General features: G+C 75.3%; 15 protein-coding genes and 1 pseudogene. 9 read left to right on the top strand and 7 right to left on the bottom strand.

All coding sequences use genetic code 11. The annotated features are described in order from the left end of the window. Window positions 1-463, bottom strand: a pseudogene (locus ACI8AX_RS04695) (hypothetical protein); the annotation flags it as partial. 690 nt (window positions 464-1,153) lie between these two features. Between ACI8AX_RS04695 and ACI8AX_RS04700 the strand changes: the two are divergent. Beyond that, on the top strand, window positions 1,154-2,845 hold the full coding sequence (locus ACI8AX_RS04700) for an LCP family protein (RefSeq protein WP_456548638.1): 1,692 nt from the start codon (window positions 1,154-1,156) through the stop codon (window positions 2,843-2,845). A gap of 132 nt (window positions 2,846-2,977) precedes the next feature. Here ACI8AX_RS04700 and pstB read toward each other — a convergent pair whose 3' ends face one another. The 6 genes from pstB to ACI8AX_RS04730 all read right to left on the bottom strand — a co-directional run bounded on the left by pstB (window position 2,978) and on the right by ACI8AX_RS04730 (window position 8,997). After that, entirely contained in the window at window positions 2,978-3,757 is a 780-nt protein-coding gene (gene pstB, locus ACI8AX_RS04705) for a phosphate ABC transporter ATP-binding protein PstB (RefSeq protein ID WP_456548639.1), read from the bottom strand. Window positions 3,758-3,784: 27 nt separating this feature from the next. Further along, entirely contained in the window at window positions 3,785-4,864 is a 1,080-nt protein-coding gene (gene pstA / locus ACI8AX_RS04710; RefSeq protein ID WP_456548640.1) for a phosphate ABC transporter permease PstA, read from the bottom strand. Further along, entirely contained in the window at window positions 4,864-5,817 is a 954-nt protein-coding gene (gene pstC, locus ACI8AX_RS04715) for a phosphate ABC transporter permease subunit PstC (protein ID WP_456548641.1), read from the bottom strand. The genes pstA and pstC overlap by 1 nt, the downstream gene beginning before the upstream one ends. 104 nt (window positions 5,818-5,921) lie before the next feature. Continuing rightward, entirely contained in the window at window positions 5,922-7,034 is a 1,113-nt protein-coding gene (gene pstS / locus ACI8AX_RS04720) for a phosphate ABC transporter substrate-binding protein PstS (RefSeq protein WP_456548642.1), read from the bottom strand. Window positions 7,035-7,289: 255 nt separating this feature from the next. Next, window positions 7,290-8,231 (bottom strand): mycothiol synthase, encoded by a 942-nt coding sequence (gene mshD, locus ACI8AX_RS04725; RefSeq protein WP_456548825.1) that lies wholly within the window; start codon window positions 8,229-8,231, stop codon window positions 7,290-7,292. A 7-nt stretch (window positions 8,232-8,238) separates the two neighbouring features. Further along, window positions 8,239-8,997 carry a winged helix-turn-helix transcriptional regulator gene (locus tag ACI8AX_RS04730; RefSeq protein ID WP_456548643.1) on the bottom strand — a complete coding sequence of 253 codons (759 nt, stop codon included), beginning with the start codon at window positions 8,995-8,997 and terminating at the stop codon, window positions 8,239-8,241. A gap of 124 nt (window positions 8,998-9,121) precedes the next feature. On the opposite strand from ACI8AX_RS04730, the gene ACI8AX_RS04735 reads away from it, so the two are divergent. The 8 genes from ACI8AX_RS04735 (at window position 9,122) to ACI8AX_RS04770 (ending at window position 14,217) form a co-directional block, all read left to right on the top strand. Then, window positions 9,122-9,898 carry an alpha/beta hydrolase gene (locus ACI8AX_RS04735; RefSeq protein WP_456548644.1) on the top strand — a complete coding sequence of 259 codons (777 nt, stop codon included), beginning with the start codon at window positions 9,122-9,124 and terminating at the stop codon, window positions 9,896-9,898. Next, a complete protein-coding gene (locus ACI8AX_RS04740) occupies window positions 9,895-10,740 on the top strand; it encodes a hypothetical protein (RefSeq protein WP_456548645.1) in 846 nt (281 codons plus the stop codon). The genes ACI8AX_RS04735 and ACI8AX_RS04740 overlap by 4 nt, the downstream gene beginning before the upstream one ends. A gap of 6 nt (window positions 10,741-10,746) precedes the next feature. Continuing rightward, window positions 10,747-11,436 carry an LmeA family phospholipid-binding protein gene (locus ACI8AX_RS04745; RefSeq protein ID WP_456548646.1) on the top strand — a complete coding sequence of 230 codons (690 nt, stop codon included), beginning with the start codon at window positions 10,747-10,749 and terminating at the stop codon, window positions 11,434-11,436. 50 nt (window positions 11,437-11,486) lie between these two features. Continuing rightward, entirely contained in the window at window positions 11,487-11,948 is a 462-nt protein-coding gene (locus ACI8AX_RS04750) for a TlpA family protein disulfide reductase (RefSeq protein ID WP_456548647.1), read from the top strand. A gap of 151 nt (window positions 11,949-12,099) precedes the next feature. Beyond that, on the top strand, window positions 12,100-12,546 hold the full coding sequence (locus ACI8AX_RS04755) for a DUF4395 domain-containing protein (protein ID WP_456548648.1): 447 nt from the start codon (window positions 12,100-12,102) through the stop codon (window positions 12,544-12,546). A 34-nt stretch (window positions 12,547-12,580) separates the two neighbouring features. Then, entirely contained in the window at window positions 12,581-13,408 is an 828-nt protein-coding gene (locus ACI8AX_RS04760; protein ID WP_456548649.1) for a sulfurtransferase, read from the top strand. Between the two features lie 11 nt (window positions 13,409-13,419). Then, complete coding sequence (locus tag ACI8AX_RS04765) at window positions 13,420-13,707, top strand: DUF1416 domain-containing protein (RefSeq protein ID WP_456548650.1); 288 nt, start codon at window positions 13,420-13,422, stop codon at window positions 13,705-13,707. 81 nt (window positions 13,708-13,788) lie between these two features. After that, complete coding sequence (locus tag ACI8AX_RS04770; RefSeq protein ID WP_456548651.1) at window positions 13,789-14,217, top strand: hypothetical protein; 429 nt, start codon at window positions 13,789-13,791, stop codon at window positions 14,215-14,217. Window positions 14,218-14,226 lie beyond the last annotated feature (9 nt).

Genomic DNA, 14,226 nt, shown 5'->3' on the forward strand with positions numbered 1-14,226 from the left:
TGTCGCCGACGGCGGTGATGGCTTCGTCGGCCTTGCGCTGGGTGTCGCCGACGGCGGTGATGGCTTCGTCGGCCTTGCGCTGGGTGTCGCCGACGGCGGTGATGGCTTCGTCGGCCTTGCGCTGGGTGTCGCCGACGGCGGTGATGGCTTCGTCGGCCTTGCGCTGGGTCTCGCCGACCGCGCCGATCGCGTCGTCGGCCTCCTGGAGCGTCCCGCCGGCCCGGGTGATCGTCTCGTCGGCGCGACGGCGGGTCTCCTCCAGGTCCGTGACCGCCCGGTCGACGCGGCCCAGCAGGCCCTCCGCCGAGGAGACGACGGCGGTCACCCGGTCCAGCAGGCCCTCGATCCGGCCCACGGCGCTCACCACCCGCGGCACGAGCGCGACGGCCTCGGTCAGCCCCTCCCGCAGGCCGTCGACCGCGGCCAGGACGTCGGAGGGACCGGGGATGGAGGGCAGGCGCACCACCCGACGCTACGTCCGTGACCGAGTCGTCGCCGGGCGATCTCCGCGCGTCACCCGTCCGGCGGGCTCCGGGGACGTATCGTGAGGGGCCGCCCACGAAGCGTGCGCGGTGTGCCCGTGCGCTCGCGGGTACGGAGACGGCACGGGCCACGACGATGGGAAGTCGACGCGGTGGGGGACTCGCGAGCGGGGGGCGGCGCCGGTGACGGCGCGGTCGGTCGTGACGGCGAGCCGCTGACCCTCGAGCAGCTCATCGCCCGCCAGGGCAGCGGTCCCAGCGGCCGCCGCGCCGCGCGCCGCACCGGCGAGGTGCCCATCCCGCTGCTGCCCGGTGAGTCGCTGCCGGCCCACCGCGGGCCGCGCCCGGCCGTGCCGCCGGCCGCCGGTCCCCGCCGGGCCGACGCCGCGCCGCCCCGGCCGGCGGCTCCGGGGGCGGCCCGGCCGGCGGCGGCCGCACCCTCGTCGTCGCCGGCGAGGCCCGCGCCGTCCGCCGGGTCCGGTCCGTCCGCGCCGCGGCCGGCGGCGTCGCACCCGGGCGACACGCCGCCCGCCCGGGGCCTGCCGCCGGTGCCTGCGGCGTCGCCGTCCCCGCCCGCGCCGCAGGGCGACCCTGCCCCGGCAGCTCCGCCACCCGTACCGCCGGCCGCGCCGCCCGCACCGGCCGCACCCGGCGTCCGGTACAGCCAGCCCGTGCCGCCGCTGCCGGGCACGCCCGGGGTGCAGCGCAGCGCGCCCGTGCCGCCGCTGCCCGGCGTCCGGTACAGCCAGCCCGTCCCGCCGCTGCCCGGCGGCGGCCCGGCCGCGCTCAAGGCGCGGCCGGGCAGGCCGCTGCCGCCGATCCCCGGCCTGGACGCCCCCGGCCGCTCCGGGGCCACCGCCGCTCCCCGGCCGCCGCGCAAGGAGACCCGCGCCGCCCGCCGGGCCGCCCGCAGCCCGGGCCGCCGCCGGATGCTCCGGCTGGCGCAGGGCGTGCTGGCGCTGCTCGCCCTGGTGGTCGCCTACCACCTCGGTCTCTACGTCTACGTCGACAACAGCATCGAGCGGGTCGAGGCGCTCGCGGTGGACGGGCCCGAGGTGATCGCCCCGGGCCTGCAGGAGGGCGCGGCCACGTACCTGGTCGTCGGCACCGGCATGCCCGGCGCCGAGGGAGCCGACGGCGTGGCCGCGCTGCTGGCGCGGGTCTCGCCGGACGAGGAGTCCGCCGTCCTGGTCAGCCTGCCGCCGCGCGCGCTCGTCGACACCCCGGCCTGCCGGGCCGCCGACGGCGAGCTGCGCGACCCGGTCACCGAGGCGTTCGCCGACTCGCTGCTCGAGGGCGGGCCGGCCTGCATGGTGCGGTCGGTGCAGCAGCTGTCGGGCCTGCGCGTCGACCACTACCTCGGCGTCGACCTCGCCCGCCTGCCCGACATGGTCGACGCGCTCGACGGCATCCCGGTCTGCCTGCCCACGGTCACCGGCGCCTGGGCGGCCGCTGCCGAGCCGCTGCCCGCCGGCGCCTCCGAGCTGGACGGCGACCGCGCCGCCGGCTGGCTGCGGCCCGGGGACCCGGCGGCCGACGCGGCGGGCACCGCGGTCGCCGAGCGCGCCCAGGTGCTGCTCACCGCCACCCTGCGGCAGGCGATGTCGCCGGGCGTGCTGGGCAACCCGGTGCGGCTGACGTCGTTCCTCACCCGCGCCTCCGACGCGCTCACCGTCGACGACGCCACCAACCTCGGCGACCTGCGCACCCTCGCCGGCACCCTGGGCGACCTGTCCGGGGACGCCGTCCAGCGGGCCGCGCTGCCGGTCACGCAGGTCGGCTACGTGCCCGCCGGCTCCGAGGAGCCGTACGTGCTCGTCGACCGCACCGCCGCGCGGGCGATGTTCGAGACCGTCATCGAGGACGGCCGGCTGCCCGACGCGGTCGCCGAGCCCGTGGACGCCGCCCCCGCCCCTCCCGCGGCCGCCGAGGAGCCGCCGCCCGCCGCCGCACCGGTCCCCGCCTTCGTCCCGCCGGCGGAGGTCACGCTGGACGTCCTCAACGGGACGGCGACCGCCGGGCTGGCCGGCACCGTGGCCGACGAGCTGCGCGCCGAGGGCTTCGTGGTCGGGCAGGTGACCAACGAACGCGGCGGCGTGGAGGTGACCGTGGTCCGGCACGGCCCGGGCGTCCTCGCGCAGGCACAGACGGTCGCCGCCGCGGTCCCGGGTGCCGTCCTGGAGCCCAGCGACGCCATCGGCGACACGGTGCAGCTCGTCGTCGGCCCGAACCACACCCAGGTGGTCACCCCGGTCCCGCCGCCCGCCCCTGCGGCCGGGACCGCCGCGGCGAGCGACGAGCCGACCACCGACACCCTCGCCGCGGAGGCCGCACCCGCCTCCGCGTCGACCAGCTGCGGCTGACAGGAACCCGGCCGGACCCCGTCGTCCCGGCGACGGAGCGGCTCGGCCGCCTCCGTGAGGTCACCCGGCCCCCGGAACGCGGAACGGCCCGTCCCCAGCGCGGGGACGGGCCGTTCGGCGGCGCGGGTCAGCTCACCCGAAGCGGCCGGAGATGTAGTCCTCGGTCGCCTTCTCGTCGGGGTTGCTGAAGATCTTCTCGGTCGGGTTGAACTCGATCAGCCGGCCGGGCTGCCCGACGCCGTTGAGGTTGAAGAACCCCGTGGACTCGCTCACCCGGGCTGCCTGCTGCATGTTGTGGGTGACGATGACGATCGTGAACCGCTCCTTGAGCTCGGTCATGAGGTCCTCGATCGCGAGCGTGGAGATCGGGTCCAGCGCCGAGCAGGGCTCGTCCATGAGCAGCACGTCGGGCTCGACGGCGATCGCGCGGGCGATGCACAGGCGCTGCTGCTGACCGCCGGACAGGCCCGAGCCGGGCCGGTCGAGTCGGTCCTTGACCTCGTTCCAGAGGTTGGCGCCGCGCAGCGACTTCTCGACCAGCTCGTCGGTCTCCGACTTCTTCATCCGCTTGTTGTTCAGGCGGTTGCCGGCGATGACGTTGTCGTAGATCGACATCGTCGGGAACGGGTTGGGCCGCTGGAACACCATGCCGACCTGCCGGCGGACGTCGACCGGGTCGACGTCGCCGCCGTAGAGGTCCTGGCCGTCCATGACGACCTTGCCCTCGACCCGCGCCCCGGGCAGCACCTCGTGCATGCGGTTCAGCGAGCGCAGGAAGGTGGACTTGCCGCAGCCCGAGGGGCCGATCAGGGCGGTGATGCTGCGGGGCTCGATGGAGACGTTGACGCCCTCCACGGCCAGGAAGTTGCCGTAGTAGATGTTGAGGTCGGAGACCTCGATGCGCTTGGCCACGTACGTGTCCTCCGGTCAGTCGGTCGGTCAGCGACCGGTCTTGGGGGCGAAGAAGCGGCTGATCAGACGGGCGACGACGTTGAGCGCCATGACCAGGATGATGAGCAGCAGGGCCGCCGTCCAGGCCCGGTCGAAGAACGCCTGCTCGGCGACACCGGGCTGGGTCAGCTGGTAGTAGGCGAACACCGGCAGCGTCGCCATGCGTCCGTCGAAGGGGTTCAGGTTGGTCCCGGTGATGAGACCCACGGTGATGAGCAGCGGGGCGGTCTCGCCGACGACGCGGGCGATGGCGAGGGTGACCCCGGTGCCCAGGCCCGCCATGGCGGTGGGCAGCACGACCTTCACCACGGTCCGCCACTTCGGCACGCCCAGGGCGTAGCTGGCCTCGCGCAGCTCGTTCGGGACCAGCTTGAGGACCTCCTCGCAGGAGCGCACGACCACCGGGATCATCAGCACCGACAGGGCCACCGAGCCCATGACGCCGGCGCGGAAGTCGTTGCCGAAGAGCAGCGTGAAGAGGGCGAAGGCGAAGAGGCCGGCGACGATCGACGGGATGCCGGTCATGACGTCGACGAAGAACGTGATGGCGCGCTTCAGCCGCCCGGTGCCGTACTCGACGAGGTAGATGGCGGTCATGAGGCCGATCGGCACGGAGATGAGCGTGGCGACGAGCGTGATGATCAGCGTGCCGAGGATCGCGTGGTAGGCGCCGCCGCCCTCGCCGACGACGCGGAACATCGAGTTGTTGAAGAAGTCGCCGTCGAACCGCGCGAGGCCGTTGTCGAGCACCGTGTAGACCAGCGAGACCAGCGGGATCATCGCCACGCCGAACGCGGTGGTCACCAGGGACGTGACCAGGCGGTCGGTGCCCTTGCGGCGGCCCTCGACGGCCCGGGAGACCAGCCACACGATCAGCGTGCCGAAGACGACGCCGTAGATGACGGTGGAGGTGACGCTGAAGCCGGTGACCGCGGACAGGAGGGCGCCGAGGGCGATCCCGGCCAGGTAGAGGCCGGTCGGGGCGTAGCGCGGCAGCCGGCGCTGCGTACGGACGGGGCCCTGCTGCGGCGCCGAGGTGGGCGGCGCGGACCGGATGTCGGTGCTCATCAGTTGGCTCCGGAGAAGTCGGCGCGCCGGTTGACGATCCAGCGGGCGAGCATGTTGACCGCGAGGGTGATGACGAAGAGCACGAGGCCGCTGGCGATCAGCGTGTTGACGCCCAGGCCGGTCGCCTCGGGGAACCGCAGCGCGATGTTCGACGCGATGGTCGACGGGTTGGAGTTGCTGATCAGGTTGATCGTGGCGCCGGCGCCGCCGGAGAGGATGATCGCGACGGCCATCGTCTCGCCCAGCGCGCGGCCGAGCCCCAGCATGGCGCCGGCGATGACGCCGGACTTCCCGTAGGGGAGCACCGCCATCTTGATCATCTCCCAGCGGGTCGCGCCGAGGGCCAGCGCGGCCTCGCGGTGCAGCGCCGGCGCCTGGCTGAAGACCTCGCGGGCGATGGCGGAGATGATCGGCAGGATCATGACGGCCAGGACCAGGCCGACGGTGAGCATGGTGCGGCCGCTGGTGGACGCCGGGCCTGCGAAGAGCGGGATCCAGCCGGCGTTGTCGGTCAGCCACTCGTGGAAGGGCACGAGCTGGGGGGCGAGGACGACCAGGCCCCAGAAGCCGTAGACGACGCTGGGGATGGCCGCCAGCAGGTCGATCACGTAGCCCATGGGGGCGGCGACCCGCCGGGGCGCGTAGTAGGTGATGTAGAGCGCGATCCCGACGGCCAGCGGGGTGGCGACCACCAGGGCGATCAGCGCACCCAGCAGGGTGCCGACGATCAGCGGGCCGACGTAGGCGCCGAGGCCCTCGCCGCCGGGGATCTCGTCCGAGGACGCCGTGAGGGCCGGCACCGCCTCGCTGATGAGGAAGGCGGCCACCCCGGCCAGGACGAGGAGGATGAAGATGCCGGAGCCGCGGGCGGCTCCGGAGAAGACACGGTCACCCGGCCGCCGGACTGCTCGCTGCTGCGACGGGGGTTCGGTCGGGGCCTTCGTGGCGGTCACCGCTGCTCCGTGGTGGTCGGTCGTGGTTGCGGGTGCCCGGGGCCGGGCGGTGCGATGGCCCGGGGCGTCGGTCCGACGCCCCGGGCCACCGCCGGGAGCCGGTGTCAGCCGGCGGTGATGGCGTCGACCGCGGTCTGCGCCTGCTCGCGCAGGGTGTCCGAGATCGGGGCGTTGCCGGCGTTCTCCGCGGCGGCCGCCTGACCGTCCTCGCTGATCACGTAGCCCATGAACGCGGCCACGTTGGCCGCGGTGCTCTCGTCGTCGTACTGGATGCAGCCGACGTGGTAGCTGACCAGGACGATCGGGTACTCGCCCGAACCGGAGGTCTCCCGGTTCAGCTCGATGGCGAAGTCGTACTCGCCGCGGCCCTCGACGGCCGGCGAGTTCTCGACGACGGCCGCGGCCGCCTCCGGCGTCGGGGCGACGAACTCCTCGCCCACGGCGACGTTCGCGACGCCCAGGTCCCCGGCGCGGCTGGCGTCGGCGTAGCCGATGGCGCCGTCCACGTTGCCCACGACGTCGACCACGCCGGAGGTGCCCTGCGCGGCCTCGCCGCCGGGCAGCGGCCAGACGCCGTCGGGCTCGGAGGTCCACACGTCACCGGCGGTCTGGAACAGGTAGTCGGTGAAGTTGTCCGTGGTGCCCGAGTCGTCGGCGCGGTGCACGGGGGTGATCGCGGTGCTGGGCAGGGTCGCGTCAGGGTTGTCCTCGGCGATGGCCGGGTCGTTCCACGTCGTGATCGCGCCGGTGAAGATCCCCGCGATGGTGGCCGGCGAGAGGTTGAGCTCGTCGACGCCCTCGAGGTTGAAGATCACCGCGATCGGCGAGATGTAGTTGGGCAGCTCGAAGACCTCGCCGCCGCCGCAGCGCTCCTGCGCGGCCGCCAGCTCCTCGTCGTCCAGGGCGGCGTCCGAGCCGGCGAAGGCGGTGGTACCCGCGATGAACTGCTCGCGCCCGGCGCCGGAGCCGGCGGGGTCGTAGCTGAACTGCACGTCGGGGTACTCGCCCTGGAAGCCGGCCTGCCACGCCTCCATGGCGGCCTGCTGGCTGCTGGCGCCGGCGCCGACGAGCTCGCCGCTCAGCTCCTGGGTCTCGCCGCCGCCGCCGCCGCTGCCGGAGGAGTCCGACTCGTTGTCGGCGCCGCAGGCGGCCAGGGCCAGCGTGGCGGCCAGTGCGGTGGACAGAGCGAGGGTGCGCGTGCTGCTGCGCAGCTTCAAGTCAGTGCCTTTCGGAGGGTGCCCGGACGTCGATGCCGGGCAGCGCTGAACCAACGTGGAGGGACGCTAAGCAGCCGAGGTAGCCGCCTCCGGGTGCACTGGTGAACGCCCGATGAACGACCTGTGTGATGCCCGATACGCCCGTGTGTCAGGAGGGCGAGATCCGGGTGAACGACCCGCGTGGCCGGTCGCACCACGGTCCGGTGACGGGCATGGTGGCGGGTTGGGCGTCGCGCCCGGGCCCGCCGGTCGCGGTCAGCCGCGGGGGGTGCGCCGCCAGGAGACGTCGACGGCGAAGCGGGTGAACCCGCGCCGCTCGTACAAGCTCACCGCGGGCACGTTGTCGGCCTCCACGTAGAGCAGGACCTCGCGCAGCCCGCGGTCGCGCAGGTGCGCCAGCCCGGTGTCGGTGAGCGCCCGGCCCAGACCGCCGCCCTGGGCGTCGGGGTCGATCCCGAGCACGTAGACCTCGCCGATCGCCTCGTCCCCGGCGTCGCCCGGCGGGTGGACCTTCGTCCAGTGGAACCCGAGCAGCGTCCCGCCGTCGTCGGGGTCGCCGCGCCAGGCCAGGAAGAACCCGGCCGGGTCGAACCACGGCTCGGCCTCGCGCAGCGCGAGGTCCTCGGCGGTCCAGCCGCCCTGCTCGGGGTGCGTGGCGAAGGCGCGGGCGTTGACGGCCAGCCACGCGGCCTCGTCCCGGCCCGGCCGGAACGGCAGCACGCGCACGCCGCCGGGCAGGGCCGGGGGACCGGCCTCCACGCCGGCCAGGTCGCGGCGCATCTGCAGCAGGGTGCGGGCGCGCTCGTAGCCGCCGCGGGCGGCGAGCGCCGCCGCGGCGGGCAGGTCACCGTGCGCCCAGACCCGCAGCGGCCGGTCGCCGGCGAGGCTCTCGAGGCGGGTCAGCAGCGCCCGCCCGGCCCCGCGCCGCCGGGCGTCGGGGTGGACGGCGAGCTCGCCCTCGGCGTCCCCGGTGCCGTCCCCGCCCTCGAAGCGGGCGTACCCCACCACCGCGCCCCCGGCCTCGGCCAGCACGTCGCGGCCGCCGGCCGGGCCGCCGTGCTGCAGGCGCAGCTCGGCCTCCTCGGACAGCGGGCGGACGCCGTCGGCGGTCGTCGCGGCGCGCAGCAGCGCCAGTACGGCCGGCACCTGGGCGGGGTCCAGCCCGGGGAGGTCCCGGACGGTCGGGTCGGAGCTCAGGGCGGGCTCAGCGCAGCGGGGCCGTGGTGCGGTCGCCGGTCTCCGCCTGCGGCTCGGCGGCCCGTGCCGCCGCCGCGGTCGCGTCGGCGACCTGCTGGTCGAGCTTGTAGCCGACGTTGCGGACCGTGCCGATCAACGCCTCGTGCTCGGTGCCGAGCTTCGCCCGCAGCCGCCGCACGTGGACGTCGACGGTGCGGGTGCCGCCGAAGTAGTCGTAGCCCCAGATCTCCTGCAGCAGCTGCGCCCGGGAGAAGACCCGCCCCGGGTGCTGGGCCAGGTACTTGAGGAGCTCGAACTCCTTGTAGGTCAGGTCGAGCGGGCGCCCGCGGAGCTTGGCCGAGTAGCTGTGCTCGTCGATGACCAGCTCGCCGGCCTGGGTGACCCCGCCGTCGTGACCGTCGGCGGGCGTGGCCGCGGCCAGGCGCCGCGCGGTGGCCCACTTCAGCCGGGCGTCCACCTCGGCCGGGCCGGCGGTGTCGAGCAGGACGTCGTCGACGCCCCAGTCGGCCGAGAGTGCCACCAGGCCGCCCTCGGACAGGACGGCGACCAGCGCCGAGGCCACCCCCGTCGACGACAGCAGGCCGCACAGCGTCCGGGCCTGGATGAGGTCGTGCCGGGCGTCGACCAGCACCACGTCGCCGGAGTCGCCGTCGAGGAGGCTGGAGAGCTCCGGCGCCACCACCCGTACCTGGTGGCCCAGCAGTCCGAGCGCGGGCAGCACCTCGGTCGTCGCCTGACGCGCGGCGGTCATGAGCACGAGTCGCATGTCGTCTCCTCACGGAGCCGGGGACGACCGCGGTCGTCCGGGGGCCCACGACAGCGCTGTCGGGTGAGCCCGCAGGATAGCCGACGTGTCGCCCGATCCCCTCCCTCCGACGGGAACGCGCCCGGTGGAACGGCTGCCCGGCACCCGGTCGGTGGAGGTCGTGACCGCCGACGGGGTGCGCCTGTCGGGGGTGGTCGTGCCGGCCCGACCGCCGGCGCCGACCGCGCGGCCGGTGACCTTCGTGGTCGCCCACGGGTTCACCAACTCCACCGCCCGGCCCGACTTCCGCCGGCTGGCCGGGTGGCTGCGCCGGTTCGGCGAGGTGCGCGCGGTCGACTTCCGGGGCCACGGCCGGTCCGGGGGCGCCAGCGGCACCGGCGGGGACCCGGAACTGCTCGACGTCGACGCGGCGGTGGCGGCGGCGCGGGCCGACGGCGCCACCGCGGTCGCGACGCTGGGGATGTCGATGGGCGGCGGCGCGGTGCTCCGGCAGGCGGCGCTCGGCCGGCACCGGCCCGACGCGGTCGTGAGCGTCAGCGCGGTCAGCCGCTGGTACGTGCGCGACACCGCCTCGATGCGCCGCGTGCACTGGCTGCTGGAGACGACGGCCGGCCGCCGGCTCGGCGCCCGGGTCGTCCGGCTGCGGCTCGGGCCGCCGTGGCTCACCCCGCCGTCCGCCCCGCTGGAGGTGGTCAGCCGGATCGCGCCCACCCCGCTGCTGCTGGTGCACGGCGACCGGGACGGCTACTTCCCGCTCGAGCACTTCCGCGGGCTGGCGGAGGCGGCCGGGCCCGGCGCCACGGCGTGGGTGGTCCCGGGGTTCGGACACGCCGAGAGCGGCGCCACCGCTCCGCTCGTCGAGCGGATCGGGCGCTGGGTGTCTGCGACGATCGGGTCGTGAGAGCCGCTCCTCCCGACGTCGACGCGGACGTCGACGTCCCGGCGCGGGCGCACCACCTGCCCGCGGCCCTGGTCGCCGCGGTCGGGACGGCGCTGCTGGTGCTGCTGGCCGACGCGTTCGGCGACCGCGGGACCCTGGCCGCCGTCCTCGTCCTCCAGGTGGCGCTGGTGGCGGCCTGGCCGTCCGCGACCGGCGTCCCCGGGGGAGCCGGGGTGCCGGTCGTCGGGCTGGGGGCGGCGGCCGCCGCCGACCTGCTGCTGGTGCTGCCCGACCGCCCCGAGCTCGGCGACCTGCTGGCGGTGCCGGGGGTGGCCTTCGTGGCCGCCGTGCTGCACCAGATGCTGCGCCGGGCGCCGCGCGCGGACGTCGTCGGCTCGCTGGCCGGTGTCCTGCTGCTGGTCTGCGCCGTGTGCGGGCTCGCCGTGCTGCTGCGGCTGCCCGACACCGCGGGGGGCCTGCGGCCGGCGGCCACCGCCGCGCTCGTGGTGGGGGCGACGCTGGTCGCGGGCCACCTGGTCGACGCCGTGATCCCCCGGCCGCAGGTCGCCGTCGGCATCGACTGCGGCGTGCTCGGGCTGCTGGTCGCGCTGCTGGCCGGCGTCGGCGTCGCGCTGCTGCGTCACTCCCCGGGCGGCCTCGGCGACACCCTGTCGTCGGTCACCGTCGGGCTCGTGCTCGCGGGCGTCGCGGCGCTCGTGGGCCTGGCCGGCAGCTACGTGGTCGCGGGGGTCGCCGGGGGCGGGCCCGGGCACGCGCTGGCGGCGCCGGTGCTCCAGGCGGTCCTGCCGTTCGCCGCGGCCGGCCCGGTGGCGTTCTCCCTCGCCCTGCAGACGGCGTTCTGAGGCGGCGTGCGCGCGCTGCTGGTGGTGCTCGTCGTGCTGGTCGGCCTGGCCGCGGTCGCCGACCGGGTCGCCGTCGGTGTCGCCGAGGACCGGGTCGCCGAGGCGATCGCCGACGAGGGGGAGCTGGCCGGCACCCCGGAGGTGTCGATCGAGGGCTGGCCGTTCCTCACCCAGGCGCTGGGCGGCGACTACGAGGACGTGCGGATCCGGCTGACCGCCGCCGACCTCGACCAGCCGGAGGGGACGTCGGCCGACGTGCGGCTGCAGGGGGTGCACGTGCCGCTGTCCGACGTCCTCGGCGGCTCGGTCACCGAGATCCCGGTCGACCGCATCGACGGGACGGTGACGCTCTCCTACGAGCTCCTCTCCCGGGAACTGGGCACCGACACCACCCTGGTGCCCGAGGGGGACGGGCTGCGGCTGACGGAGACGGTCGGCGTCCTCGGCTACGAGGTGCCGCTCACCGCCGTCGGCACGGTCTCCCTCGACGGGCAGGACCTGGTGATCGACGTCGACGAGGCCGGGGCGGCCGGGGTCGACCTGCCGGACTCCGTGGTGGACGCCGCCAGCGACGCGCTGGACCTGCGGTACGCGATCGAGCTGCCCTTCGGGCTCGAGCTGACCGCGGTGACCCCCGGCGACGACGGGGTGCGGGTCACCGGTGGCGCCGTGGACACGGTGCTGTCCGGCGCCTGACCGCCCGGCGCGGGAATGCCGGGCCGCGCGGTGGCGCTGGCAGTCCGGTGATGGACGCCACGGGGCTGGTCGTGCTCGCCGTCGCGGTGCTCGTCACCGCGGTCGCCGGGTGGTGGCTGCGCGCCCGCAGCGGCGCCGTGCGCCCGACGGGGACCGAGGGGGAGGACGGCGTGACCGAGGCCGGGGCGGACCAGGTGCAGGTGCTGGTGGGGCTCGGCGTCCGCCCGTCGGAGGCGGACCTGACCGTCGTCCAGTTCTCCACCGCGTTCTGCGGTCCGTGCCGCGCGACCCGTGCCCGACTGCAGCAGCTGCAGCGCACCCGGCCGGGTCTGGCGTACGTGCACGTCGACGCCGAGAGCCACCTCGAGCAGGTGCGGGCGCTGGACGTCCGCCGGACGCCGACGCTCTTCTACGTGGACCGTGCCGGCCGCCTGGTCGGCCGCAGCAGCGGAGCCCCGCGACCGGCAGAGCTCACCGCCCTGGTGGACGCCCACACGGGCGGCCGGGTGTGATCGGTTACGCTCGCACCGTGGGCCTCATGCTGACCTCGCGCCGCACAGTCGACCTGTGCCGCGTCGGCAGCTGCCTGTGTCCGACTCCCTGAGGGCAGGCCCCGCCCGCCCAGACGTGCCCTGACCGCCGTCTCAGAGAGTCCGTCCCGCCATGTCCCGTGAGCACTCGTCCGTCGACGTGCGCGGCCCCCGGTTCGCCGCGTGGGTCACCAGCGCCGTCCTGGCCGTCGCGCTGGTGCTCGGCTCCGGCTGGGTGGTGGCCGCGCAGGCCGCCGTCTTCGGGGTCGGCGCCTCCGCCGGCATGCGGCGGGCGCCGTACGCCGTCCTGTTCCGGGTCCTGGTCGCCCCGCGGCTGGGCCCGGCGCGGGAGCGCGAGCCGGAGGCGCCGCTGCGGTTCGCGCAGCTCGTCGGGCTGCTCTTCGCGCTCACCGGGGCCGCCGGCTACCTGCTCGGCGCGCCGGTCCTGGGCGCCGTCGCCACCGGCGCCGCCCTCGTGGCGGCCCTGCTCAACGCGGCCACGGGCTTCTGCCTGGGCTGCGAGCTCCACCTGCTCGTCCGGCGGGCTGCGCCGTCCACGCAGCCCGCCCGCACCGCCTGACCGCACGCACACCCAACAGGGAGGAACACCCCCCATGAGCCGTAACGACGTGCTCGTCTCCGTCGACTGGGTCCAGGAGCACCTCGGTGACCCGGGCATCGTCCTGGTCGAGGTCGACGAGGACACCAGCGCCTACGACGGCGGCCACATCGAGGGCGCCGTGAAGCTGGACTGGAAGAAGGACCTCCAGGACCCGCTGCGCCGCGACTACATCGACAAGTCCGGGTTCGAGGCGCTGCTGTCCAGCCGCGGCATCGGCAACGACGACACCGTGGTCCTGTACGGCGGCAACAACAACTGGTTCGCCGCGTACGCGTACTGGTACTTCAAGATCTACGGCCACCGGAGCGTGAAGCTCATGGACGGCGGTCGCAAGAAGTGGGAGCTCGACGGCCGCCCCCTGTCGAAGGACCCGGTCGAGCGCCCCGCCACCCAGTACACGGCCGGCGACCCCGACTTCTCCATCCGCGCCTTCCGCGACGAGGTCGTGGCCGCGATCGGCACCAAGAACCTGGTCGACGTGCGCTCGCCCGACGAGTTCTCCGGCAAGATCCTCGCGCCCGCGCACCTGCCGCAGGAGCAGTCGCAGCGCCCCGGCCACGTGCCCACCGCGATCAACATCCCGTGGAGCAAGGCGGCCAACGAGGACGGCACCTTCAAGTCCGACGAGGAGCTGGCGAAGCTGTACGCGGAGCAGGGCTTCGACGACAGCAAGGAGACCATCGCCTACTGCCGGATCGGCGAGCGGTCGAGCCACACGTGGTTCGTGCTCCAGGAGCTGCTCGGCAAGAAGAACGTCAAGAACTACGACGGCAGCTGGGTCGAGTACGGCTCGCTCGTCGGCGTCCCGATCGAGAAGTGAGCTGATCTGACATGTGCGCAGCACCCAAGCAGGGCGGAGCCCTCGTCGACGTCGGCAACCAGACGGTGATCCAGGGCCAGGTGTGGCACGACGGCGCCCCGGTCGCCGGCGCCTACGTCCGGCTCCTGGACGCCACCGACGAGTTCACCGCCGAGGTCGTGACCAGCCCCGAGGGCGAGTTCCGCTTCTTCGCCGCCCCCGGCCAGTGGAAGGTCCGCTCCCTGGCCCAGGTCGGCAAGGGCGAGCGCGTCGTCGACGCCGAGGTCGGCCTGAACGAGACGACGCTCGTCATCGAGTGACGGACTCCTGACCGGAACGGCGCCCCTCCCCGCACCCGCGGGGAGGGGCGCCGCCGCATCCGGGTCGTGCAGGATGCCCGCGTGCAGCACACGCCGGTCCCGCCGCAGGCGGCGCCGCCCCGGTCCGAGGGGACGACGGTCCTCCTGGCGGCGCTCTGGGGCGGCTGGGTCCTCGTCCCGGCCTGGCTGGCGCTCTCGGCCGTCGGCCACCTGCTCGCCTTCTTCGGCGAGCAGCCCACGGAGGCCGAGCAGGCCCAGGCGCGCAGCCTGCTCCTGCGCGCGGCGGTCGTCGCCGTCGTCCTCCCCCTGATCGGGCTCGTCGTGAGCCTGCGCACCGGGCGGCGGCGGAACGCGGTCGCCTCCGGGTGCGCGCTGGCGCTGTCCGGCGTCGTCGCCCTGGTGGTCGGTGTGGCGGCGGCGCAGGAGGCCGGCCCCGACGTCCAGCCTCGCGACCGGGAGGTCGTCTGCCAGGAGCGCAGCGGCGGCGGAAACGACTGCCCCGGCGGCTGAGGACGCAGG

It is taken from the genome of Blastococcus sp. SYSU D00813, assembly GCF_054050735.1.